Source organism: Planctomycetia bacterium (genome assembly GCA_021413845.1).
Lineage (GTDB): Bacteria > Planctomycetota > Planctomycetia > Pirellulales > PNKZ01 > PNKZ01.
Genome location: JAIOPP010000166.1, coordinates 1 through 24,773, shown reverse-complemented (window position 1 = coordinate 24,773; position 24,773 = coordinate 1). Strand labels below are relative to the sequence as shown.

The window sequence follows — 24,773 nt, the reverse complement described above, 5'->3', positions numbered from 1 at the left end:
GATGCTATTCTAAACGTCGCGATCGTCGAACTTACTTCTTTGTCGAACTACTCCGATTTCGCCTTCGCCACGAACCACTATGAGCACCGTTTCCGAAATCTCCACGAAGCCGGCGGACGTGATCCCGCATGAAAGCGTGCGACGTCGCGCCGGCCTGACGTTGGCCGCACTGTTGGGTTTCTATTTCGTGGTCGCGTATCTCATGATGCCGGCCCTTTGGGAGCATTACGTTCACGCGCATCCGCTGCTCGAAGACGTGCCGACGATCGTGTACACCACGACCGGCATTCCCGGCGACCCGCTCAACGTCGCACTCATCGGCACCGAGACGGAAGTGAAGAAGATCATCCTGAAGGCCGGTTGGTATCCTGCCGATCCGCTCACGCTCAAAAGCTGCCTCGAGATCGCCGAGGCGACCGTGCTCAAACGCTCGTACGACGAGGCGCCGGTCAGTAGTCTGTACTACGAAAAGCGCAAAGAAGATCTCGCTTTCGAGCAACCGGTCGGGCCCGACCCGCGCGAGCGACATCATGTCCGCTTTTGGCGGACGACGAAGCACGACACCGACGGCCGGCCGGTTTGGATCGGTTCGGCGACGTTCGATCGCCGTGTCGGGCTGAGCCACACGACGGGCGAGATCACGCATCACATTGCGGCCGACGTCGATGCCGAGCGCGACCACCTCATGGCGAACCTTCAAGCCACCGGTGACTTAGAGAAGCTCTATTCGATCCCGAATTTCCACAAGGTAAAAAGCGGTCGCAACGGCGGCGGCGACCCGTGGCACACCGACGGCGCCTTGCGCGTCGGCATCGTTAAGCCGTAAGCGCTACTTCGCCGCTTACGGCAATTCCGCCACGAAGCGCATAAGTCGGCCGTAGTAGTCGCTCGGCTGGGGGTCGTTGTGATCCCCGTTGGCGACGCGGAAGAATTCTTTGCTCCCCTTGGCCGCGAGGAACAGATCCTCGCCGGAGGAAAACGGAATCGTGCGGTCTCGATCGCCGTGGCTTTGGAGGAGCGGGCCGTCGTAGTTTGCGAGCAGCGCGGCCGAGTCGAACTTGTCGGCAGGGACGATCGACGCGAGCTTGGGATAGTGATGTTCGGCCACGGCCTTCAGCGACGAGAACGTGCTTTCGAGCACTAATCCGCGCGGTCGAACATCGCCCGTCAGTTGCACGGCGACCGCTCCGCCGAGCGAGCGCCCGATCAACACGATCTGCGACTCGGGCACGCCGGCCTGGTGCGCTAGCCAAGCTCGCGCCGCGCGGGCATCGGCCACGACTCCTTCGGCGGTCGCTCGACCTTCGCTCCGACCGTAACCGCGATAGTCGAAGGCGAGCGTCGTCGCTTGAAGATACTTCTGAAAGAACCGCAACACCGGAGCATCGTAGCTGAGGTTGCCGCCGTTCCCATGACAGTACAGGATCACGGCCGCGGGCTTGTCGACGGGACAATACCAACCGTGTAATCGGGTGCCGTCGGCCGAGGGAAACCACGCATCGTCGACCCGCAAACCGGTCGGCTGCCAATTTCCCTCGGGATACTTCACGGGAAAAAACAGGAGCCGTTCGTCGAGCGAAGGGCCGTCCGATTGCGCCGATTTCGGAGAAGTCAACTTCGGCGACGTCGACGACGCCGATGCAGGGAGGATGCTTGCCAAACCTTTGCGACGTGCAGGCTCCGATGCCGACTTCGTCTTATCGCTCGGCTCGCCGGTCGCAGCGACTTGCACTTCCGATGGAGGCGCTGCCAAGCCATCCGCATTCGTCGGCAATTGCTCCGACGGGACACTTACCCGTCCGATCGCCGGCAGCGAGGCGGGCTCCGCGATCACGGTCGTGTGGACTTCGTCCTTCGTCGTGCAACCGAGCGCCGCGCAAACCAACGCCGCGCCGAAATAGAGCTGTTTACGAGCGCTCATTCGATCTTCCTTTACGAAGAAATCGATTCAAGATCGACCGAGATCGATGCGTTCGTTGAGAGCGCTCTCGGCGTGAAGTGACGACGCGGCCGTCTTGATTTCGCCCGCGCGCAAAAGAATGTTAGGCGCGCCGACGAAACTTTCCACTTCACGCCGCATCCGAACTTAGCCGGCGCGCGAGCCTCGTTAGACGACGATCGTCACTTTGCGTCGATCGACGCTCCCTGCGCCGGAGCCGTTGGCGATGATGAAGAAGAGCGCGCCCATGATGGACGAATTCTTGATGAAGTTTCCCATTTCGGTCTTAAACTCAGTCGAGTCTTGAGCGAAGGTCCAAAAGTCGTGGAAGTAGTAAGTCGCCATGCCGAGAAACACCGCCAGCAGCAGCGCACCGACGCGGGCCTTATAACCGAGCATGACCGATAAGCTGCCGATAATCAGAAATGCGATGGCACCCATCAACATATAACGAGCGTTCGGAATTCCTTCCTCGGTCATCTTCTCGACCACGGCGTTGAACTGCGGAATCTTATTGGCGACGGCACTCATCAAGAAAATGCCGACGAGCATGATTCGGCCGAGAGCGGAAATGAGACCTTGGATAGCGGACATGGCGAATTCCTTCTGATAACGGGCAGCGAAAACGAGGGGCTGCGGTGCTCACCCCCACGGCTTCCGGCCATTGTCGCTCGTTTCGACGAAATCGAACAAGATCAATCAAACAGGGTCGATCAAAGCAGAGCGATAGCATGCTCGGAGCGCGAACCGACCGATCGTAAAGAGGCTCTCTAGCTCCCGGATGGTTAAACTCGCGTAATATCCAGATCTTTCCTGACGCCGAATCCAAGGAACACGTATGGCTGCCGACGCCGGTAAGTCGTGGGATGCTCGACTCTATGACGACAAGCACGCTTTCGTTTGGAAGCATGGCGCCTCGCTCGTCGAGCTCTTGGAGCCGCGCGCCGGCGAGCGGATCCTCGACCTCGGTTGCGGTACCGGACACCTCACGGCACAGCTCGCCCAAGTCGGGGCCGAGGTGATCGGCATCGATCAAGACGGGGCGATGATCGACGAAGCGCGCCGTAATTATCCGCAGCTTCGTTTCGAGGTCGCCGACGCGCGCGACTTCTCGTTTCCGGAACCGTTCGACGGGGTGTTCTCCAATGCCGTGCTGCATTGGGTTCGCCCGCCCGAAGCCGCGGTGCGATGCATTCGCAACGTGCTGAAGCCCGGCGGTCGGTTCGTCGCCGAGTTCGGAGGCCAGGGGAACGTCGGGCGCATCGTCGACGCGCTCCGAAGGCTGATCGGACGCTATGCGGGAGCAGGAGCCGAACGTTTGCTCCCTGCTTGGTACTACCCGAGCATCGCGGAATATACCGGGCTGCTCGAGCGCGAAGGCTTAGAACCGACCAACGCGATTCTCTTCCCGCGCCGCACGTTGCTCGAAGGTGCCGCGGGATTGCGCAACTGGGTAACGATGTTCGTGCGCGAGGGAGTGGCGGCGATTCCCGGCGAACGACGCGAGGCGTTCTTCAGCGCACTCGAAGACGAGCTCCGCAATGAGCTCTGGAGCGAAGGAGCTTGGTACGCCGACTATCGCCGGTTGCGAGTCGTGGCCGTGCGTACTACTTAAACCACCGCAGCGAACCTAACTGAGATAAGAAGCTCAAAGAAAAAACCGGGGCCTCCGACGGCCCTTTTCCGCAGTGGCTAACCGAACAACTAGGGGCAAGTTAGTCATCCGGCTAAAAATCGTCGGAGGCCCCACGGGCCAGTCATGGATTGTGAGAAACGGCTGAATCTCCGCTCCATGACTCCTTCTATTGCACTACCTATGCCAAAGCCGTTTCCGCGCTCCTCAAGGTGCGGTAAAGACTTACTCTTGCAACGTTTAACACATCGAGTCTCATTTTGATCCTGGCCGCACCGGCACAGCGCGGCGAAGCGGTTTCGGGCACAATCGAGCAACGGCTAGTTCGATCCTGCCTATTGGTCTCGGAATGAGACGTCGCCTCGTTGTTCGATTTGTCTCATTACGGGATAAATAACCACCTCGGATCGGATTCGAGAAGCAGGCGAGAGAGTCGCAGACCCAGCGGCCGACTTACCGTGCCCGTCGCTTGCAAGAACCGCTTGCGTTAGCCCTTCGTGAGCGATGGTTACGCGGTCGGCAAGCGATCGGTATATTTCCCGGTCGTAGGGCGATCGCGCTCCGCTTTGCTCGTTGCCGTATGATTCGTTTTCGACCGTCGGTATGGAAGGAACCTCGTTTGCCGAACAATCCCGCTCAGATCGGCCCTTATCTCGTCGGCCGTGGTCGGCCGTTGTTGCTGATCGCCGGCCCTTGCGTGCTGGAGACCGAAGACCTGGCGCTCGCGATCGCGCATCGGCTCGCCGAGATCGCCGCTCGTCACGAGGTCTCCTTGGTCTTCAAGGCGTCGTTCGATAAAGCCAATCGGACCAGCGGCGATTCCTTTCGTGGGCTCGGGCTCGAGGCCGGCCTTGCGATGCTCGACGCCGTGCGCCGTTCCACCGGCCTCCCCGTAACGACCGACATTCATGAAGCGAATCAAGCCGCGCCGGCGGCCGAGGTTTGCGAGGTCTTGCAGATCCCGGCGTTTCTCGCGCGTCAAACCGATCTCTTAGCCGCCGCCGCCGCGACGGGACGCGCCGTGCATGTGAAGAAGGGACAGTTCATGGCCCCCGGCGACATGCGGCACGTCGTCGCCAAACTCGAAAGCTCCGGCTGTAGTAACATGATGTTGTGCGAACGGGGCACCTTCTTCGGCTACGGCCGGCTCGTCAACGATATGCAGGCGATTCCGCTGATGCAGGCCTTGGGCGCTCCTGTCGTGTTCGATGCTACGCATAGCGTGCAGCAGCCCGGCGGCCTCGGCAACACGACCGGCGGCAATCGTGCCATGATCGAACCGTTGGCACGCGCCGCTGTAGCGATCGGTTGCGACGGTTTGTTTTTCGAAACGCATCCCGATCCCGCGAGCTCGCCGAGCGACGGCCCGAACATGGTGCCGCTCGACCAATTCGAGTCGCTGTTGGAACGGTTGCTGACGATTCGTCGCTGCGTCGAACGCTTCGCCGTCGCTCCTTAAATTCGATGCTTGAAAGTCGAACTTCGCAAAGCCCCCTTTAACCGAGAATAGCCGTGTCGTCGATTTCGCAATTCGCCTGGGATGTGGTTCGCCGGTTTTCGTTCGTCGGAATATCCGTGCTGCTATGCACCGTCGTTTCATCGCTTGCCGGCTGCAACGATCCGGGCGGCTCCACGGCGCCGCGCGTCGAACCTCTCGCGACCGAACAAGCCGAACGGGAACAAATGGGTCGCCGGTTGCTGACGAGCGCTTCCGACATGCTCAACGATCTCGACAACTTCGACGAAGGGAACATCGAGACGGCGCTGCGGCAACTGATCCGTCGATTGAACGAAGGCCTCGCCACGCTTCCGGCGAGCGCCGATCGACCCGGTCCGATGACGATCGAAGACGGCCGGATCTTGCGTGAGATGGTTTGGCTGCGCGACACGGCGCGGTTCGCCGTCGGCGACGAAACCGATCCGCTTCGTCGAGCCGAACGGCTCTTCGATTGGACGATTCGGAATCTGCAACTCGTTCCCGCGGAAACGCCCGAGGCGAAATTGCCGTTTCTTCCCTGGCACACCTTCCTCCTCGGACGGGCGACGGAACTCGATCGGGCCTGGATTTTTCAGCTGCTCGCGCGGCAGCAAGGGCTCGATGTCGTCTTGCTGGCTTATCCCGATCCGACTCCCGGCATCAAGCCGAACCAACTTCGGCGCTGGTGCGCCGCGCTCTTGCTCGACAAGCAACTTTATCTCTTCGATGCGCGCATCGGGGCGCCGATCCGAACCAAAGACGGCAAGCAAACCGCCACGCTCGCGCAAGCCACGGCCGACGACGGATTGCTCCGAGCGCTCGACTTGGCCGGCAAGCCGGCGTATCCCGCGCGCGCTTCTGAGATCGCGCGCCTGGTCGCGATCATCGACGTTTCGTCGTCGTACGTCGAACCCCGCTTCGCGCAGTTCGAAAAGGCCTTGGGAGGCCGCGACAAATTGGTCCTCTCGATCGATCCGGCGGCGCTCACCGCGCAGCTGAAGCAATGCCCCGGCATCGTCGAAGTAGTCGCTTGGCCGCTGCGCGACGAGCGCTACGCCGCCAGTCGTGAAAGCGAGAAGGAAAATTTCGCGCAGCTGAAGGCGCTGTTGTCTCCCTACAATCTGCCGCGCCACAACCTTCGCCCCGGAACGGTGTCGCCGCTGCTGAAGGCCCGCATCCGTCACTTTTCCGGCAAGTATTACGAGAACCCGCAAGAGACCGATCCGGCACTGATGAATCTGTCGATCAATCGCTATTACCAAGGTGCGCGACCCGCCGAAGAAGATCTCGCCGAGATTCAATTGCAACGCGACGCGCAAGCCTGGGCCCTGGCGCATCGAATCAAACAGAACGCGACTTACTGGCTCGGGCTCGTCGCCTACGACTTGCGCAACTTCGAGACGGCCCGCTCTTATTTCGAGCTGGTATTGAAAGAGAAGACGAGCGCCGATTGGACGACCGGAGCCCGCTACAATCTCGGCCGAACTTATGAAGCGGAATCCGAGGCCGCGACCGATTCGACACGCAAGCAAGCGCTCCTCAAGCAAGCGATCGAAACCTATCGAGCGACGTTTCTCGACCTCGCGCCCGACGACCAAGCGCTCGAACGCGCCAAGTTCATCGAAGGGCCGGCAGCGGCGAAGTAAGCGACCTTCGGCGACTCACGACCGCTCGCCGACCCCGAGCGTCGACCAGTGGTGCAGAGCTTCCTCGCTTCGCTTAGGGTAGCCCGATTTGAGCTTGCGCAGCGCCGGCTTCGCCGCCGGCAACGGATCGACCAGCAAGTAGCCGACGACGGCCCGATCGAGAGCCGGATCGTCTCCCGGGGAATCGACGAAGAGCTTCATCGCTCGTTCGATATGGTTCCAAGCTTGGTGTCGGGTCAGGTCTCCGAGCGCTTCGGGTGCGGTCGCCGGTCGATCGAGCAACAGGACGACGCTGCGCAACAACCGCTCAGCCGGAATCGCGCGGCCGTACTGCAAATAGAACCGAAGCGCGGCCTGCGCATGACGCACGTCTCCCTCGCCGGCCTGAGGGTTCGCAAGGAACCGCGTATCGATCAGATCGAGCGCAGCGGTTCCTTCGGCGAGCAGAAAGCCCGCCAGAATGCCGTCGAACCCGGCGCGAAAATCGTTCGCTTCGGCGCGCACGAGCTCGTCGAGCAGCCGGCGGTTCGCCGTGCGCTCCGTTTCATCGCGCGCCAGGCCGAGCGCGAGGCCGTAGAATCCTTTGCGCCGGCCGGGCACATTCACATCCGTCAGCGCGCGACGGAGTCTTTCATACGGCAGCGTGCTTTCCGTCGCTGCGACCGCGTCGAACGGGGCGCGGCCGAATTCCCAGAACGCATCTTCGGCAACCTGAGAGTCGGCATGTTCTAGATACTTCGCGAAGTACGGCAGCCGCTCCGCAGCCGGTTTGCTGACGGCCGGCGCGCGCAGATAGTACACCAACGCCGCTTCTTCGACGCCGATCGCATCCCACGCCCAACCGGCAGGCGACTTGACGCGACTGCCGAGCAACAACGCTAAGCCGCCGGCCGCAACGTCGGGTGCCGAGCAGGAGATCCGCTCGACTTTGCCGAGCGCTTCGGCACCTTGAATCGTTTGGCGCACGACGAATGTCCGCAACGCCGATTTCGCCGGTTGCTCGTCGGCCACGGCTTCGCCGAGCACAAGCGCCGCGCAAGCGGCACGGCGCTCGGCGAACGACGGTTCGACCGCGTTGCAAAAAGGGCACGCCGCCGACGCCGAAGAAGTGAACGCGAGCGAGCATGACACGGCGACGAAGAGGCCGGCGACCTTATGACGCACGCCGACGAAGCACACTCGGCTCGACGTCGAAACGCTCACGATGTGCTTACTCCACCGAGTCGGCTTCGAGATGGAAGATCGACGTCGGGCGGTCGCCGAGGTCGCGATATTCGCGATACGTCAACACTCCTTCGACGGCGATCGGACGGACGGAGAAATTCGTCGTCTTGCCCGGCACCATGTCGACGATGATGTTGTCGTAGAGCAGGGCCCCCGGCCCGAAGCAGCAGCCTTGGTCGTCGCGAACGAGGACGAACCGCTTCGCTCCCTTTTCCACCAACATCGAGGCCGGATGGATGTAGCCGCGAATCTTGATCTTCTTTTCGAAGAGCGCTCGTACTGCGTCGGTGAGCATCGTCGGCGAGAAATAATCGGTCGGTTTCATCTCGAACATCAGATTGTCGAACGTCACTCCGAGCGCGCCTCCCGAGGTTTCCGGTGCCGCAAGTACCCGGGTGCGCGGAGGGGGAACTCCCGGCTTCGACGGACGAACGGGCGAGCGCGGCGAACGTGCTTCGGCCGAGGCCGTCGGCAAGGCCCGCTGCATCGCCGGGCGAAGGTAACGATCGCCGGTCGCCGATGCGGAAGCTGTGGGAACAGGACCGAGAGCAGGACCGGCCGTGGCCGACGCCACCGGCACAGTTGCCGAAGGGGTCGGCGTGCCGGTCGGCTTCAAAGAATTCGCCGCGGCAAGCGCTGCTTTGCGACGGGCTTCTTCTTGAATGCTCGCTACGGTCACGCGCTGAAACGTCTTACTGTCGGCGTCGTCTTTGATGTCGGGAACAACCGCGACCGCTGCTTTGGGCCGTTTCTCTTCGGCCTTTTCCGTCGGCCGATAACAACCGCCGACGAACGACAGCGCCGCAGCGCAACCACCGACGACGAGCGAGCGGAAAAGACGCATGAGCAAGTCCCGAATAAGGCGAGCGATCGGCGAACGAGAGCCGACGCAGTAAGACTAGGTCTTACTTAATGTAATCGGCTTCGAGCTGATAAAGAACGTCTTTATTTACGTCCGAAGAATGCGAACCGGCCACATGGAAAATGCCGGCGACGTGACGAATCTTGGTGGTGAAGGTCGCTTGGAGCGGCGTTTTCAATTGGATAAACACCATGTCCGATGGAGGCGGCTGCCCCCCGAAACAGCAATCGCCGTTGTCGCGGCAAAGCACGAAACGCGTCAGCCCTTTGTCGTGCGCCGTCGGGAACATGAAGCCCTTCAAGAAGACCTTCTTGCCTTCGAGTGCTTGCGCCGCCGGCGAAACGGAATTCTTTCGCGACTCCTCCGGATGCTTCAACATCGTGTAGTCGATGCGCTGGTAGCCTTCGGGCACTTCGACGGCATATGAATAGCCCGACCATGCCGAGCCGGCGAACAGCAAGAACGCCGACACGCCGACCCCCGCCAGCGCAACGTTGCGGCCCGAGAGTTCGTCGGGCTGGCGACGGATGGTGCGTAGCGCTCCCAGCCCGGCCACGATTCCCAAGATCGGCACGACCTTCAAGATCCAGAAGTCGAGCAGCGACACGACCGAGACGATGCCGAGAATTAAGCTGACGACGGCCGAACCGGAGAGGGCCCGATAGTGCTCGAAGCCTTCGTCGGAGGTCGCCGACGAATCGGCAGGGATGGCGGAAGCAGCGAGCGAAGTTTCGAGAGACGACATGGGCATGGCATCGGCCGAGTTCGACGGACCGCGACCCCCGAGGTCTTGATTCCGTACGATGAATTCTATCCGGCCAAGACCGCGCGACATGTTAGAAATTCGTTCTTTACGATTTGCGACACAAGAGTGGGGGCTATGAACGACGACTTACGAGCCGGCCCCGGGATTCGTCGGGGGAACGGTCGTGGCCGGGGTTGCCGCTTCCGTGGTTTTCGGCGTACCGGTCGCCGAGGCATCGGCTGCCGGAGTCGGATAGTAGTTCATCGCGCGCTTGACCACTTCCGGGTCGAGCTTCGCCAACTCTTCCAAACGGACCTTCGCTTCCGGCAGCGGACAGGCTCGCAGGTAGTTGATGACCGGCAAGCGGATCCAAGCCGAATCGGGATCGGCGTCTTTGAACAACTTCACGAGCCGATCCATGACCGTCCAATCTTCCCAACGGGTCAGGTCGGGAACGATCAGGTCGGCCAACTTCGGTTGGTCGAGCATGTGCCGCATTCCTTCTTTCAACCGCTCGCGCGAGATGACGTCGCTCTCTTGGCCGATGAACCGCAAGGCCATGATCGCAGAATAGGTGTCGGTGTATTCCGACTTCGAATTCTTCAAGAACAAGTCTTCGATGAGCGGCATCCCTTCCGGACCTTTCAGAGCCAAGTAGCTGCCGATCATCGCGTCGAGCGCGGTGCGGATTTGGCGGTCGGTGTTCCTAATCATCGCTTCGAGAAACGCGACGTCGTCCGCTTTACCGCAAACGCTGATCATGCAGAGATACAGCCGGCGGCGGCTCGTGCTTACCGCCGGGTCTTTGATCCAGGCGATCAGCTTGTCGTGCTGCATCCGATCTTTCAGCCCCTTGAGATCGGCATAGGGAGCCTTGGCGAATTCGTCGTAGCTGTCGGCGGCGAGCAGCGAATCGGCGTCTTCGAAATAGTCTTGGAAAAACGCCAGTCGTTGCGGGCCGCCGGCGGGAAGGCCCGGCAGCTTCGCGACATACGCGATCGCCCGCTCGCTCAACAGGGTCGGCGTTCCCCAAGCGAGATTCATCGGGTTGATGCCGAACGCCAAGAACTTCGAGCCGATCGGCTGCTCGCCGAAGTACAGAATTTTGATCTTCTTGGGGTCGGCCTGCTTCGCCATGACCTCTCCCCCCTTGATCGTCTGAATAATTTCAAAGGTGCATTGGCTCGCTTCGGGCGGGGCATCGGCGGCTTGCTCAGGCGGACGCGCCACGAGCTTGCAGATCACGGCGACATCGTTGGCTTTGATGTCTTCCGAGAGGGTCATCTGGGCTGCGCTGCAAAACGGACAAGCCGCGGCTTGCCGCAATCCGAAAGTGTCGACCAACAGCGCCGCCACGACCGCGCCGAGCACGGCCCGTTTCAACCAGGCGCCGCACCGAACCGACTTCGATGTTTTCGATGTTCGCAGCATGGAAATCCGCCCTTGGAAAATTTGGAAAGTGGAAGCGACGTCGCGACGTATCGGCTCAGCGGAAGATCAGTTGGAGTTGCTCAGCGCGCGCGAGACGTCGGTCTTGTAGGCTGCTCGCGCGGGAAAGTATCCGACGAGCCCGGCCAAGAGAATCAGCCCCGGCAGCAATACTAATTCTATCGGCACGATCAAGGCCCCGCTCTCCAAGGGTATCTCAAAGGTAGGAAACTGCAAGAAACCGAGTTCCACGCCGGTTTGAGCTACGAGATACGGGCTGGACAGTCCGACGAGCAGATGCCCGAGCAAAAAGCCGCCGATTCCGCCGCAAAGTGCCAATAGCAGCGATTCCAGCATGACGACCGCCAGCACCGTCGACCGGCCCGCCCCGAGCGACCGCATGATCGCGATTTCCCGCCGGCGCTCGTTCATCGAGTTGTAGATGCTGACGATGATGCCGATGCCGGCAACGATCACGATCATCACCGCCACCAACAGTAGCACGATCATCACCGGCCGGACGATCATCTTGAACAGCGTCGCCACTTCCAGCAGCGGTAGCGCGGCCTGCGCGATCTGGCCTTCGTTAATCACGTTCTTGAGCGTGATCCCGGCGGTCGGATGATCCGGGCTCGTCTTGATGAGGATCGCCGTCACTTCGCGATCTTCTTCCGGCAGCGGCCCGTCGTGATGATGCTCGCCCGACTTCGAGTGTCCTTCGAGCAAGAAAAACCCTTCGATGTTCATGAAGATCGCTTGGTCGTTGGGCGTGCCGGTCGGACGAAGAATGCCGACGACCGTGATCGGATCGTGTTGATGGCCTTGCTCCGCTTCGGTCGTGATGCCGTGCGTCGGCTGAAACGTGCTGCCGACTTTCAAACCGGTGTTGCGCGCCACGATCGAACCGATCACCGCTTCATTGAAGTGCGGCGGAGCATGATGATCGTGCCCTTCGTGGGCATGCTCGTGAACGATGTCATCGTCGTCGATCGCGACGGTGCGCGGCTTCCACGGCGCCGTGGCCGTGGCGCTCGCTACCGGCTTCGCAGGCCCGTGGTCGTGCGCCGCGTGGTCGTGTCCGGCGTGGCTATGGGAATCGTGCGCGTGTCCGTGGCCGTCGTCGGGTTCGCCGGCGGCGTGGGCCGCTTCCGCGCCGAAGTTGCGTCCCGCCGAGAATTCATACGGCTTGCCTTGCGCATACTCGAGCGTCGTGAACATCTCGGGCGTCGTCGCTACGACTCGATATCCTTCGTAGTTGTCTCCCATGCAGTAGGGAATCGCCGATTCGACGAGCGAAGCATACGTGCCGCCGGGCTTAAACTCTTTGTAATACGTCCAAGGGATATTCTCGATCGGCCGGCCGATGTGGTACACCGTGTTGAGCGTGAGCTGGAGCGAGCCCCCTTTCGCACCGACGATCAATTCGTAGCCGCTGGCCGTATTGCGAAACGACTGATCGACGACGCCGTACACGACCATCACGGCCACGATCAGCGCAACGCCGAGCGCCATCGACAACATCGTCAACGCCGACGCAGTGCCGCGCTGCTGAATGCTCCGCCACGCCATTTTCCAGAGACTCATGTTGTCCGTCGTCCGTTGTCAGTTGTCCGTTGCAGTCGTAAACAGCGACGCAAACCCTTCATCCGAGACCGTACTTCGCTTGCGGTTTCGCGGGCTCAACGTTACTCCAGGCTCACCGTTAAACCGGCGTCGCCGCACTCGCCGCTCGATTGATCTCTTCCAAGCGTTCGATCCGCTCGAACTGTTCGGCCACTTGCGGCGCGTGAGTCACCAGCACTAAGGCCACGCCCTCTTCGCGGCAGGTCTCGCGAATCAGCTCGAGCACCTGCTGCTGATGCCGCGCGTCGATACTCGCCGTCGGCTCGTCGGCCAAGAGCAGCTTCGGTTTGTTCACCAAGGCCCGAGCGACCGCCGTGCGCTGTTGCTCGCCGACGGAAAGCATCGCCGGTTTGTGCGTCAGGCGTTTGCCGAGGCCGACCCGTTCGAGCAAGTGCTTCGCTCGAGCTTCGTCGACCTTCAAACCGCTGAAGCTCATCCCCAGCAGCACGTTTTCGAGCGCGGTAAAACCGGGAAGCAGGTTGAATGTTTGAAAGATGTAACCGATGTTCTGCGCCCGGAACCGATCGCGGCCGGCTTCGGCCAAGGTCGTGATCTCCGTGCCGCCGATCTTCACACTTCCCGAATCGGGCCGAGCGATTCCGGCGATCACATGCAGCAGCGTCGTCTTGCCTCCGCCGCTTTGGCCGGCCAGCACCATCTGTTCGCCGGCGGCCACCTCGAATCGGGGCACATCGAGGATCGGCAACGGCGAGCCGTCGGGCTGGCGAAACGACTTCTTCACGTTCAAGACGGATAACATGCCGACGAACTCAAGGGGCAAGCGAAGTACGAAACCGCAGACGAAGCACGGCGTAAACAGGCCCCGCATTTTCGCGAATCTGCAACAGGATTGCAAGTAGGAAACAATTGTAAACCGGCACGAACCGGACCTTCGCGGCATCTCGATTCGCAAGCATGCTTTACGACCGGATGACTCCCGGCTCGAACGAGAGTATTCTGATCCGTTCCGCACGTTCCCCCACCGCCGGAGACCTTCGTTCGATGAAGACCTACAAGATTGCCCTCTATCCCGGCGACGGCATCGGGCCGGAAGTGATCGACGAAGCGGTGCGCGTGCTCGACGCCGTGCAACGGCGGGCCGATTTCAAGCTCCAATACGAGCGGCTCCCCTGGGGTTACGACTACTGGCGCGAGCATGGCCGCGTGGTGCCGGAAAACTTTCTCGACGTGCTTCGCCCGCAGGATGCGATCTTGCTCGGCGCGGTCGGCTGGCCGGAAAAGATTCCCGACCACGAAACGCTGGCGCCGCTCGTAAGGATCCGGCAGACGTTCGATCAATACGCCTGCGTGCGGCCGGCGAAGCTCCCGCGCGGCGTGCCGAGCGTGCTTGCACAAAAGGGTTCCAAGGAAATCGACCTCGTCGTCGTGCGCGAGAATTCGGAAGGGGAGTACATCGATTCCGGGAGCCGGTTCCATGTCGGCCGCGAAGATGAGTTCGCTTTGCAAACGGCGATTCATACGCGCAAAGGGGTCGAGCGTATTCTGCGCTTCGGCTTCGAGCTCGCTCGCAAGCGCCGCAAGCGAATGACGATGATTACGAAATCGAACGCGATGCGCTACTCTTACGTGATGTGGGACGAAATCCTCGAACGCATCCGAGGCGAGTATCCCGACGTCGAGAGCGACAAACAACACTGCGACTCGGCGGCGATGGACTTCGTGCGCCGTCCGGAGCGCTACGACGTCGTCGTGGCGTCGAACCTCTTCGGCGACTTATTGACCGATCTCGGCGGCATCATCGGCGGCGGGCTCGGCTTGGCACCGAGTACCAATACCAATCCCGAACGGAATTTTCCTTCGATGTTCGAGCCCGTGCATGGGTCGGCACCCGACATCGCAGGGAAGGGGATCGCGAACCCCGTCGCGGCGATTCTCAGCGCGGCGATGATGCTCGATTGGATCGGCCCGAGCGCCGCAACCGAGGCTGCCGCGGCCGTGATTCGCCGAGCCGTCGATCAGGCGTTGGCCGCCGGCGCTGCGACGACGGATCTCGGCGGGAAGCTCTCGACGCGGCAAATGGGCGACGCCGTAATCGCGGCTCTCGAAGCTTAGCCGCCGTATCGACGATTCGCCAAGGCCGTTACTCGACGACCCAGCCGATCGTTTGCTTCGTGTTCTTGACGTTCCCTTTACCTTGCACGTAGTAGTGGTACTGCTGGAGCCAGTTGATCGACTTGATGCCGGTACTGCCTGTGTCGAGCTTGAGTTCGGGATCGACGTGCATCGTGATGAAGTCTCCTCGGTCGTGGCCGAAATAGGTCAGGCCCTCGGGCTCTTTTTCATAAGACACGGCCGACGAGAGGTCGAGCGGCACCCAACCGACCCCTTCGAGATAAAACTCCCCCTTGATGTGGGCCTGATAGTATCGGATGCCTCCGAGCATGGCGTCGGCCTTGGCCGACTTCGCCCAGCAGCCGGCCAACACGCGCGCGGGAATCTCGTTGGCCCGCATCACCGAGACGAACAGAATGGAGAGCCCCCCGCAGTCGCTTTTTCCCGCTTCGCAGACATGCGACGCGACCCGATCCATATCAGCCTTGTATTCGTAGGTCAGTGTGTTTTTCAGATGGATAAACACCCGCCGTGCGAAGTGCAGCTCCGACTCGCTTTTGCGGCGCCAAAGCTTCTCTTCGTCGAGCCAATCGGTGAACGCCTCGGATTCGAAATCAAAAATCGGCGTCGCTCTGAGATTGAATTCACGACTCGCGGACGTGAGCTCGTCGGCCGGGCCGTAAGTCTTTTCTTCTTCGCGCACGACCAGATGGCGCGCCACGAGCGAGGCCTCGAACACCGCGTGTCCTTCGAATTTTTTCGCGTTCTTCGTGCCGCTCACCGGCACTTGCGCGCGAAGTATCTTGCGGCTGCGTGGGCTCAGCTCCCGATACTCCTTGCCGTCCGGTTCGAAGCTCGCCTTAATGGCGTGTTGGCTCGGCAACACCGGCGGTAGCGGGGTGAATATGATCCAATTCGTCGCCTCGATCTCGGGTGCATCGATCCGAAACGTCAACGTCGCTTTGATGTGCTTCGACGGCGTCTTGACGATCGCATGCGTCGGCTCGGCCGCCGACGAGCGAGCCGCACCGGCCGCCAGGAAGACGAGCATCGCGAAGACTCGAATCGTTTTCATGCGGCCTCGCTCCCTGCGACATAGTTCGAATTTTATGAACTCGCGCCGCTGCGCAACATTTCCAATTCTTCCCAACGATGAAATAGGTCTTCGACCAACTTCGTCGCGGCGTTGAGTTCGTTACTCTTCACGGTGAGTTGTTTGTAGTCGGTGCCGGTATTCGCCAGCAAGCCGACTTCCTCATGCAGCTTCTCGACCTGCGCCTCGGCCTCGGCGATCTTATCTTGAATCGCGTCGTATTCCCGCTGCTGCTGGTACGACAACTTCACGGGCTTCGCTTTTTCACGCGTCGAGGAAGCCGCCTGTTTCTTAGGCTTTTCCGCTTCGGCGTCGGTCGCCTCCCGGGCTCTGTCGGCGGCGAGCCATTGCGTGTAATCCGCGTAGAGATTGCCGTTGCCGCGACCGTCGAGCCCGAGCACTTCGGTCGACAGTCGATCCAGCAGATAGCGATCGTGCGTGATCAAGATGATCGCGCCGGGGAACTGCGACAGACTTTCCTCTAGCACTTCGAGCGACGGAATATCGAGGTCGTTCGTCGGTTCGTCGAGCAGCAAGATATCGGCCGGTTGCAACATTAGGTTGGCAATGAGAATTCGGGCTTGTTCGCCGCCGGAGAGCTTGCCGACGACCGTATCGAGCTGTTCCTTGCGAAAGAGAAATCGCTGCGCCCAGGCCGACACATGGACGACGTTACCTTGATAAACGACCGAATCCCCTTGCGTGCAGAGCGCCTCGCGCAGCGTAACCTCGCGGTTGATCTGCTCGCGCTTCTGATCGAACCAGACGAGCGATAACCGTCGGGCCTGTTTGATCTCGCCGGCATGCGGCTCGAGTTGGCCCATCAACAAGCGAATGAGCGTGGTCTTGCCGCTGCCGTTGGCGCCGAGCAGCCCGAGCCGGTCGCCGGGCGCAAGCGTGAAGTTCAGTTTGCGGAACAGCTTTCGGTCGCCGAAGCCCATTTCGAGGTCGCGTACGGTGAGCAGCTTATTCGCGTTGCGGCCGGTATCGCTGAACTCGATCTCGACGGCTTTATTCTGCGAGTTCCGCTCTTTCAGATCTTTTAGTCCGGCGATCATGTTGCCGGCCCGATCGATGCGCGACTGGCTCTTGGTCGTCCGCGCTTGCGGCCCGCGACGGAGCCATTCGACTTCGCGCTTAACGAGATTCTGCAACGTCTCTTGCTGCCGCGCTTGCGCTTCGAGAAACTCTTCGCGCTTGACGAGAAACTCGCTGTAGTTGCCGGCCGCGCGGAAGTAACCTTGCGGATAAGCGCGGCTCAGCTCGACGACCCGGTTCGCGGCGTTCTCCAGCAAGTAGCGATCGTGGCTCACGACGACCACGGCGAACTGCGCGTTCTTCAGCAACTTCTCGAGCCACAAGATTCCTTCGAGATCCAAATGGTTCGTCGGCTCGTCGAGCAACAGCACGTCGGGCTCTTGAATCAACTCCCGCGCCAGCGCCAATCGCTTGCGCCACCCCCCCGACAACGTTTCGGCGAGTGCCGTACGATCGGCGAACTCGAACCGGCTGACCATCGCGGCCACGCGATGATCGCGCTCGTAGTCTTCCAACGAATGCTCGGCGAGCGCGGCTTGCAGCACTTGCTCGATCGTGAAGCCCGAGGGAAAAACGTCTTCTTGCGGCAGATAGCCGGTTCGTAAACCTTTGCGGCGCGAGCAAGTCCCGAGGTCGGGCTCCAGCGCTCCGGCCAAGATCTTGAGCAATGTCGACTTCCCCGAGCCGTTGGGGCCGATGAGCCCCAGGCGTTCTCCTTCGCCCACCTCGAGCGCAATATCTTCGAACAGCGTTCTTGCTCCGAACGACTTACTCAATCCCTGCCCGCTCAACAAAATCGCCATACCGCAATCGCTCGCACTTACTCGATGAACTCGCTTGGCAAACCCTGCCCGCCGCTTGACAACGCAAGCTAGCGGATGTGAAGGAGATCGCGAATTCTTAGCGTTGAAACTCTATTTCACGCAGCGCGATAGACCTATGATGCAAGTCGGATCGCGCTTCGTACTCCCCGTCATCTTATCGCGAGTACCCACCTCATGAACACGCCCTCTACGCCGATCTCCCGGCTTCCTCGATTCTTTGCGTCGAATGTGAGCCGGTTATTCGCGATGATTTTCGTCGTTGCGACGGCGACGATCGCCGAAGCGCAGGTCGTGCAGCAGCCCGCGACGGCGGCGACTGCCGTTCGACCAAACGTCCTCTTTATCATGGCCGACGACCTTCGTGCCGAACTCGGCACCGCCGAAGTGCCGGCGAAGACGCCGAACCTCGATCGACTCGCGTCGCGCGGCGTCGTGTTTCAACGGGCTTATTGCCAGCAAGCGCTATGCAATCCGTCGCGCTCGTCGCTGCTCACCGGACTTCGACCCGACACGCTCGGGCTCTGGAACAACAAGACGCACTTCCGCGAGTTGAAGCCCGAAGTCGTGACGCTGCCCGAGGCCTTTAAGAACGCCGGCTATGCGACCCGCAACGTCGGCAAGATCTTTCACAACGCACATACGGCGGTGCATGGCGATCGGCAGTCGTGGAGCTCGCCGGAGTTTCTTTATTACGCAAAACATGGGGACGACAAGCCGAAGGTCGACGGCGAGCCGCCGTTGGATGTCGCCAAAGCGCCGAACTGCGAACGCCGTGATGCGCCCGACAATGCGTACTACGACGGGCAAGTGGCCGACGAAGCGATTCGCGTCCTCGGCGAAATTCAGAACGGGCCGTTCTTCTTAGCGGTCGGTTTCTGGAAGCCGCACGCTCCGTTCAACGCGCCGACGAAATACTGGGGGATGTACGATCGCGACTTACTTCTGAAAGTCGACCCCACTTGGCCGACGAAGTCGCCGGGCATCGCCTCACATGACAGCCGCGAACTACTCGGCATTCCGCCGAAACAACTGACGCTCACTCCGGAGCAGATCGCGGAGATGCGCCATGGCTACTTCGCGAATACGAGCTACATGGATGCGCAAGTCGGCAAGGTGCTGGCGGCCCTCGACGCGAGCCCCGCGGCCCGATCGACGATCGTCGTCTTCTGCGCCGACCACGGCTATCACATCGGCGAGCATGGCCTGTGGGGGAAGACGTCGTGCTTCGAGCTCGATGCCCGCGTGCCGCTCATCATCTCGGTGCCGGGCTCGGCGCGGGCCGGGGCACGCACGACGTCGCTCGTCGAGCTCGTCGATTTGTACCCGACGCTCGCGGCTCTGTGCGGCGTCACCGCGCCGGCAGCGCTCGAGGGGACAAACCTCGGGCCGCTCTTATCGGCCGATCCGGCCGGGGCGTTGAAGTCGGCTGCCTTCACGCAGCATCCCCGCCCGGCCTACTACGACCGGACCGAAAAGGGGACGCCCGACGCGATGGGCTACAGTGTCCGAACGGAGCGGGTGCGCTACACGGAATGGCGCGAATGGCCGAGCGGTAAGGTCATTGCCCGCGAACTTTACGACCACGAACGAGACGTGAAGGAACTGCATAACGTGATCGACAATGTGGAGCTTCAGGCCACGGCCGATGAAGCCGCCAAGCTCGTAAGAAAGCAGTTTCCGGTGCAGCCGTAAGGCTGCCGACTTGCAAACCGCCTACAGGCGGGTAAAACAGCGACGCTGCGGTTCGAGCGCGCGCTCCGTGAGACTCGCGAACCCGCAAGCGGGGCGGCGGCCTCGTCCGCACGACGCTCGGCACTTCTGCAAGAAAATCATTCGACGCCAAACACGACAAAGGTAATCGCCTCCCATGGGACACCACCAGACGAAATCGCATCGCGCGGGCAAGCATTCGCACCATCAGATCGGGCTCGTGCGTGGGCAGTTCGGCAATGTGCCCGAAGACCAGTGGCTCGACTGGATCGCGTCGACCGGCTTCGACGGCTGGGAGGAAGCATCTTGGGAACTCGACCTCGGGCGCTGCGGCGACGACGCCGGTGCGGAAGCCTACGCGAAAGAGCGCGTCGCCAAGGCCCAGAAGCGCGGCTTGCAGATCTTCTCGCTCGCGGCCCACTTACAAGGCCAGGTGCTCGGCGACGAACCGAGCGCGAAGACGTTGCAGTTCATCGGCGGAGAGAGCGTCGAGGCGTATAAGGCTTGGCGCGGGAAGGGGAACAACCCGCCGCGCACGAACCCGCTGTACGTGCCGGAAGAAATCGGCGCAATCGCGCAGAAGCAAGCGGCGACGGCGCTGGTGAACACCGTCCGCCTTGCCCACTTCATCGGCAAACTGCAAGACCGCACCGTCCCGGTCTCGGGCTTCGTCGGTTCGCCGGCGCATTGCTGGAGCCATTGGTTCCTCTTCCCGCCGGTGCCGAAGTCGCTCGGTGGATACGACATTCCGGACGTGTTTGCGGTGAGCCTCGAGCTGTTGGTCGAACGGTTCAAGCCGGTCTTCGATGCCTGCCTGAAGTACGGCACCACCTACGATCTCGAATGCCATCCGAGCGAGCGCGCAATGGGCGACATCGCCAGCGCCGGCGACTACCTCGCCGCTTGCGATAAGGCCGGCTACGCCAAGGCCGTCGGCTTCAACTTCGATTGCTCGCACATGGAATGGCAAGGGGTGTCGGGCGTCGAATTCATTCGCACCTACGGCGACCGGATTCACTGCGCGCACATCAAAGGTGTGCAAGTCATCGACGGCTACACGCGCAACGGTCGCCTCGGCGGCCACAAGCCGATGGGGGATAAACATAACGGCTGGAACTTCGTAACCGCCGGCACCGCCCGCGACGCCGCGCCGGTCGAAGAACTGTTCGTCGAGCTCAACCGCTCGGGCTTCAGCGGCGCCGTTTCGATCGAATGGGAAGACAACGACGTCGAGCAACACGCCGGCGCGAAGTCCGCCTTAGCAAATGTCCACCGCGCCGATCAACCGCCGAGCGGCATGCGGCACGATGAGCAGCTGAAGGCTTAACGCAATCTGAACAAAGCCTGCGGAAACGATAAATGCTAAGTGATAAGTGATAAATGCCGGAGGATTTCTCTCCCATTTATCATTGAGCACTTAGCATTTATCATTCTCCGACACGCCGCCGCCTCTCGACTCTCGCCCCCCCTCGCGATACAAATAATGGCGTCGAATTTTCGACGCCGTTTTCTTTTTCGCTTCGTAATTTTCCGAGGGTAGCAGCACGATGAGTGAATCCGTTCGTCCGACGCGCGAAGAACTTCTTTCGCGCCCGATCAAGCACTTCGACATGACCAAGGTCGATGTCACGCCGATCGTCGAACAGATGCGCGAGATGGCCTTCTCGTCCCGCGACTTGGCCCGAGCCGCCGAGATCTACCACCGGATGCTCGACGACAAAGAATGCGGCGTGATCCTCTGCTTGGCCGGCTCGCTCATCAGCGCCGGGCTCAAGCAGATCATCGTCGACATGGTTCGCCACAACATGGTGGACGCGATCGTCAGCACCGGGGCGAACATCGTCGATCAAGATTTCTTCGAAGCCCTCGGCTACGAACACTACATCGCCGACGACCGCTACAAGTCGGGCCTCGACGACCACATCCTGCGCGACCTGCACATCGACCGGATCTACGATACGTTCATCGACGAAGACGCGCTGCGCATCTGCGACGACGTGACGAAGCAGATCGCCGATGAGCTGCCGCCGCGACCGCATTCCTCGCGCGAGTTCATTCGCGAAATGGGTGTGTATCTCAAAGACAACGGCAAGACGCCGAACTCGATCGTCGCTGCGGCCTACGAGAACGACGTGCCGATCTTCTGCCCGGCCTTCTCCGATTGCTCGGCCGGCTTCGGGCTCGTCGCCCATCAACACTCCCGCGGCGACCAGCCGAAGGTGAGCATCGACAGCGCCAAAGACTTCTATGAATTGACGCAGTTGAAGATCCGCAATCCGGATACCGGCTTGCTGATGATCGGCGGCGGCGTGCCGAAGAACTTCGCGCAAGATATCGTCGTCGCGGCCGAGATCCTCGGCGTCGACGCTCCGATGCACAAGTACGCGATTCAAATCACCGTGGCCGACACGCGCGATGGCGCTCTCTCGGGCTCGACGTTGAAGGAAGCCTCGAGCTGGGGCAAGGTCGACGTCGTGTACGAGCAGATGGTGTTCAGCGAAGCGACGATCGCGATGCCGCTCGTCTGCGGCTATGCCTACCATCAAGGTGCCTGGAAGCGCCGCACCGCCAAGCGCTGGACGAAGCTGCTCGACGAAGTACCTGCGACGACCTAACATCGACCAATCGTCGAACCGAAGAATGTATTGCTCGGGGCGGCGAACCAATACGGTTCGCCGCCCCGACTTTTTCCGGCGACGCAGCGGATTCTTTCCGAGGCGAGCGGCCGGTGTGAACCGGCCGTTGGAAGCGGAGAAAAGCTCGAATCCCGGAAGAAAGCCGTTAGGCAGGATCAACGGAGGCATGACTGCCTCCGCTCGCCTCGGAATTGCGATTCGCCCATGGTTCCCGAAATGCCGACTGTAACGAATATTCCGGCAAGCCCTACGCCGCACGGCCTGTTCGCCGCTGCCAGCATGGCATTTCGCCCACTTCCTGCGATTCGCCGACGTTTCTCGAATCGCTCCCTATAATTGCTTCGTAGGTCGGCTCCTTTCCGCCGGCCCGGCAGGGAGAATCTTGCGGCAGGTGGTGCGGTGAAAAGCTTTCGTGAAATGAAGTTCTGGGATCGGACACATAAGCTCGTAGTGCGAGTTTACGAGGTCTCGCGCGGATTTCCGAAAGAAGAACTGATCAACCTGACCGCGACGATCCGCAAGTGCGCCACGTCGATCGGGTCGTTGCTCGTCGAAGGGGTCGCCGTCGCCGGGGAACGAGAACCGACGAGCCATGTGCAGAACGCCATCGCCGCGACCGGGCAATTGGAATACCTCGTGCTCCTCTCGCGCGATCTCGGCTACATGGACGAAGCGGTCTATCAAGAACTCACGACCGAAACACTTGAGCTCCGCCGACTGCTCCTCTCGCACTTGGTAAAGATTCGGACGCTGCGCTAATGTTGCAGGCACGTTCCACGTGCCGTAGCCGCATGTCGTACCTTAGCGCAAAACCGCCAATCGTTTGTTATCTTCACACTTAGGCGCACATGCATTCTGTGCGTGATAGGCCGACCCGCCTAACGATAAGTTGAATCCTGTGTCACGCCTCTTCGTTATTCCGGCACGCGATGAACCGGTCGCCGTTATTCTCCGGCGCGGACCGGCTCGTTGGTATCACGTCATCCTCTGGGATACTCGCCGCGACCATTTCACGAACGGAGCTTGGATCAAGGGCCGAATCTACGAAAACAAATGTGATCTGTCACCGGACGGGAAACTATTTGTTTACTTCGTGCATCAAGGCAGTCGCGGAAGTACTGACTTTACGCACGCATGGACTGCCGTTAGCCGCCCGCCCTGGCTTCACGCTCTGATACTTTGGCCGCAAGGCACTACCTATGGCGGTGGAGGACAGTTCAGCGCGCCACGAACACTTTGGGGCGTCTCGCGCGAAGGAACACATCCCGATTTCCCATTTACGGGACTTCAGCTTGCTGATGGCCCCCCGGAACCACGGCCCGCTCCGGAAATCGTTGCTGAAGCCGACTGGTCAGGCCACGATCAAGCCGGCAACATCATCTATTGCAAAGGGGATGCTTTGTTCCGACGGAAGAAGGGCAACGAAACCGTCATCGCCGATTTTTCAAGCCTGAAGCCCGATCCAAAGCCCGCACCCGATTGGGCAACGCGCCCTTTATGATGCAAGCAAGAGTCATTTAACAACTGCCAATTGTCGCAGAGCACGTCACAGGTGTAGCGACAACATCTTTATCCGCTCACGAGGATATGTTCGATGGGCGTTGATATTCGAGACATTCCAGTTGGAGCGATCGAGTCGCTGCCCGATCATCTACGCGAAAAAGGGTTCGACGTTTCCGTAACTATTAAGCCGAATGATTCGGGGACCGGTGGAACGGTCGTCCAAGTCACTTGTCGTCGCGGTAGGGAAACGCAGTGCCTCGCGTGGCCATCGATCGAACCACTCCCGGGCATACGTCGAATCGTCATTTTTAACCAACGCGGTTGGTTGTGGTGGGTTCGACGCCGCCGATTTCAACTGCAAGCCGACGTCACTGAGGCAATCGAAGAACACGGCGGCTTTTGGCCTTATCCCAAATAGCGATCTAGCGAATCGCTCTAGCGAAAGTGGCAGCAAACATCACTTAGCCGCGCGCATCGTCTCCGGCGGATCGTTCGCCGGCACTTGCAACTCGGCCCTTAAGCGCGCGAGTTCCTTTTCGAGTCGCTGTCGCTCTTGCACATAATTCGGATCGGCGTGCACGCTGCGCAGCTCTTTCGGATCGGCTTCGAGGTCGTACATTTCCCACTCCGCGATCTCCGGCTCGTAGAAATGAACGAGCTTGTAGCGCCGCTCCACGATGCCGTAATGTCGGCGCACGGAGTGTGGGCCCGGATATTCATAGTAGTGGTAATAGAAGCTGCGGCGCCAATCGGGCGGCGTCTTGCCGGCGAGCACCGGCACGATGCTGCGGCCTTGCATCTCGGCCGGCGCAGCCACGCCGGCGGCTTCGAGCAACGTCTGCGCGAAGTCGACGTTCGCGACCATCGCATCGCTCGTCGTGCCCGGCTTCACCGTTCCCGGCCAACGGACCAACAGCGGCGTCTTCACCGATTGCTCGTAGATCCAGCGCTTGTCGAACCAACCGTGTTCGCCGAGATAGAAACCTTGATCCGAGGCATACACGACGATCGTGTTGTCGCGCAAACCTTCCGCGTCGAGGTAGTCGAGCACTCGGCCGATGTTCTCATCGACCGCATCGATGCAGCGGAGATAGTCTTTGATGTAGCGCTGATATCGCCAACGGACGAGGTCGGCCCCTTTCGGGTCGGCTCTGCGAAACGCCTCGTTTTCGGCGTTATAAGCGGCGTCCCAGGCAGCCTTTTGCTCGGGCGTCAGGTTCTTCGGAAACTCGAACTTCAAGTCGGTCGCGGTCATCGTCTTCGCGATGGTCATGTCTTGCGTATGCGCCGGTTTGCCCCGACCGGCGTAATCGTCGAAC

General features: G+C 60.8%; 21 protein-coding genes. 10 read left to right on the top strand and 11 right to left on the bottom strand.

The window, feature by feature from the left end:
* Positions 1-79: 79 nt before the first annotated feature.
* Entirely contained in the window at positions 80-826 is a 747-nt protein-coding gene (locus K8U03_26985) for an LssY C-terminal domain-containing protein (GenBank protein ID MCE9608547.1), read from the top strand.
* Between the two features lie 15 nt (positions 827-841).
* Here the strand turns inward: K8U03_26985 and K8U03_26980 are convergent, their stop codons facing one another.
* Together K8U03_26980 and K8U03_26975 are read right to left on the bottom strand one after the other, a co-directional pair.
* Complete coding sequence (locus K8U03_26980; GenBank protein MCE9608546.1) at positions 842-1,921, bottom strand: alpha/beta hydrolase; 1,080 nt, start codon at positions 1,919-1,921, stop codon at positions 842-844.
* 186 nt (positions 1,922-2,107) lie between these two features.
* Positions 2,108-2,533: a DoxX family protein gene (locus K8U03_26975; protein ID MCE9608545.1), complete on the bottom strand. Its 426-nt coding sequence runs from the start codon at positions 2,531-2,533 to the stop codon at positions 2,108-2,110.
* A 244-nt stretch (positions 2,534-2,777) separates the two neighbouring features.
* Between K8U03_26975 and K8U03_26970 the strand changes: the two genes are divergently transcribed.
* The 3 genes from K8U03_26970 (at position 2,778) to K8U03_26960 (ending at position 6,695) form a co-directional block, all read left to right on the top strand.
* A complete protein-coding gene (locus tag K8U03_26970; protein ID MCE9608544.1) occupies positions 2,778-3,554 on the top strand; it encodes a methyltransferase domain-containing protein in 777 nt (258 codons plus the stop codon).
* A gap of 598 nt (positions 3,555-4,152) precedes the next feature.
* Entirely contained in the window at positions 4,153-5,031 is an 879-nt protein-coding gene (kdsA, locus tag K8U03_26965) for a 3-deoxy-8-phosphooctulonate synthase (GenBank protein MCE9608543.1), read from the top strand.
* Between the two features lie 53 nt (positions 5,032-5,084).
* Positions 5,085-6,695, top strand: coding sequence for a hypothetical protein (locus K8U03_26960; GenBank protein ID MCE9608542.1), 1,611 nt, complete (start codon positions 5,085-5,087; stop codon positions 6,693-6,695).
* Between the two features lie 15 nt (positions 6,696-6,710).
* Here the strand turns inward: K8U03_26960 and K8U03_26955 are convergent, their stop codons facing one another.
* From K8U03_26955 to K8U03_26930, 6 genes are all read right to left on the bottom strand, one after another.
* Positions 6,711-7,898, bottom strand: a complete 1,188-nt coding sequence (locus K8U03_26955; protein MCE9608541.1) for a hypothetical protein — start codon at positions 7,896-7,898, stop codon at positions 6,711-6,713.
* A 7-nt stretch (positions 7,899-7,905) separates the two neighbouring features.
* Complete coding sequence (locus K8U03_26950) at positions 7,906-8,763, bottom strand: hypothetical protein (protein ID MCE9608540.1); 858 nt, start codon at positions 8,761-8,763, stop codon at positions 7,906-7,908.
* 61 nt (positions 8,764-8,824) lie between these two features.
* Positions 8,825-9,526: a DUF4190 domain-containing protein gene (locus tag K8U03_26945; protein MCE9608539.1), complete on the bottom strand. Its 702-nt coding sequence runs from the start codon at positions 9,524-9,526 to the stop codon at positions 8,825-8,827.
* 147 nt (positions 9,527-9,673) lie between these two features.
* Positions 9,674-10,957, bottom strand: coding sequence for a hypothetical protein (locus K8U03_26940; GenBank protein ID MCE9608538.1), 1,284 nt, complete (start codon positions 10,955-10,957; stop codon positions 9,674-9,676).
* A 66-nt stretch (positions 10,958-11,023) separates the two neighbouring features.
* The gene (locus K8U03_26935; GenBank protein MCE9608537.1) at positions 11,024-12,538 is read right to left on the bottom strand and encodes an ABC transporter permease; all 1,515 of its coding nucleotides are present in this window, start codon (positions 12,536-12,538) and stop codon (positions 11,024-11,026) included.
* A 118-nt stretch (positions 12,539-12,656) separates the two neighbouring features.
* The gene (locus tag K8U03_26930) at positions 12,657-13,337 is read right to left on the bottom strand and encodes an ABC transporter ATP-binding protein (GenBank protein MCE9608536.1); all 681 of its coding nucleotides are present in this window, start codon (positions 13,335-13,337) and stop codon (positions 12,657-12,659) included.
* Between the two features lie 242 nt (positions 13,338-13,579).
* Here K8U03_26930 and K8U03_26925 point away from each other — a divergent pair, with 242 nt between their 5' ends.
* Positions 13,580-14,650, top strand: coding sequence for a tartrate dehydrogenase (locus K8U03_26925; protein MCE9608535.1), 1,071 nt, complete (start codon positions 13,580-13,582; stop codon positions 14,648-14,650).
* 28 nt (positions 14,651-14,678) lie between these two features.
* On the opposite strand, the gene K8U03_26920 is transcribed toward K8U03_26925, so the two are convergent.
* Both K8U03_26920 and K8U03_26915 read right to left on the bottom strand, forming a co-directional pair.
* Positions 14,679-15,725 carry a transglutaminase-like domain-containing protein gene (locus K8U03_26920; protein MCE9608534.1) on the bottom strand — a complete coding sequence of 349 codons (1,047 nt, stop codon included), beginning with the start codon at positions 15,723-15,725 and terminating at the stop codon, positions 14,679-14,681.
* 32 nt (positions 15,726-15,757) lie between these two features.
* Positions 15,758-17,584: an ABC-F family ATP-binding cassette domain-containing protein gene (locus K8U03_26915; protein MCE9608533.1), complete on the bottom strand. Its 1,827-nt coding sequence runs from the start codon at positions 17,582-17,584 to the stop codon at positions 15,758-15,760.
* A gap of 195 nt (positions 17,585-17,779) precedes the next feature.
* Between K8U03_26915 and K8U03_26910 the strand changes: the two genes are divergently transcribed.
* The 5 genes from K8U03_26910 to K8U03_26890 all read left to right on the top strand — a co-directional run bounded on the left by K8U03_26910 (position 17,780) and on the right by K8U03_26890 (position 23,452).
* Complete coding sequence (locus K8U03_26910) at positions 17,780-19,297, top strand: sulfatase (GenBank protein ID MCE9608532.1); 1,518 nt, start codon at positions 17,780-17,782, stop codon at positions 19,295-19,297.
* A gap of 175 nt (positions 19,298-19,472) precedes the next feature.
* Positions 19,473-20,642, top strand: a complete 1,170-nt coding sequence (locus K8U03_26905; GenBank protein ID MCE9608531.1) for a sugar phosphate isomerase/epimerase — start codon at positions 19,473-19,475, stop codon at positions 20,640-20,642.
* A 220-nt stretch (positions 20,643-20,862) separates the two neighbouring features.
* Complete coding sequence (locus K8U03_26900) at positions 20,863-21,930, top strand: deoxyhypusine synthase (protein ID MCE9608530.1); 1,068 nt, start codon at positions 20,863-20,865, stop codon at positions 21,928-21,930.
* A 420-nt stretch (positions 21,931-22,350) separates the two neighbouring features.
* Positions 22,351-22,710, top strand: coding sequence for a four helix bundle protein (locus K8U03_26895; protein MCE9608529.1), 360 nt, complete (start codon positions 22,351-22,353; stop codon positions 22,708-22,710).
* Between the two features lie 139 nt (positions 22,711-22,849).
* Positions 22,850-23,452: a hypothetical protein gene (locus K8U03_26890; protein MCE9608528.1), complete on the top strand. Its 603-nt coding sequence runs from the start codon at positions 22,850-22,852 to the stop codon at positions 23,450-23,452.
* A 459-nt stretch (positions 23,453-23,911) separates the two neighbouring features.
* Here K8U03_26890 and K8U03_26885 read toward each other — a convergent pair.
* Positions 23,912-24,773 (bottom strand): DUF4976 domain-containing protein (locus K8U03_26885; protein MCE9608527.1); only part of this gene is annotated, 862 nt, incomplete at its 5' end.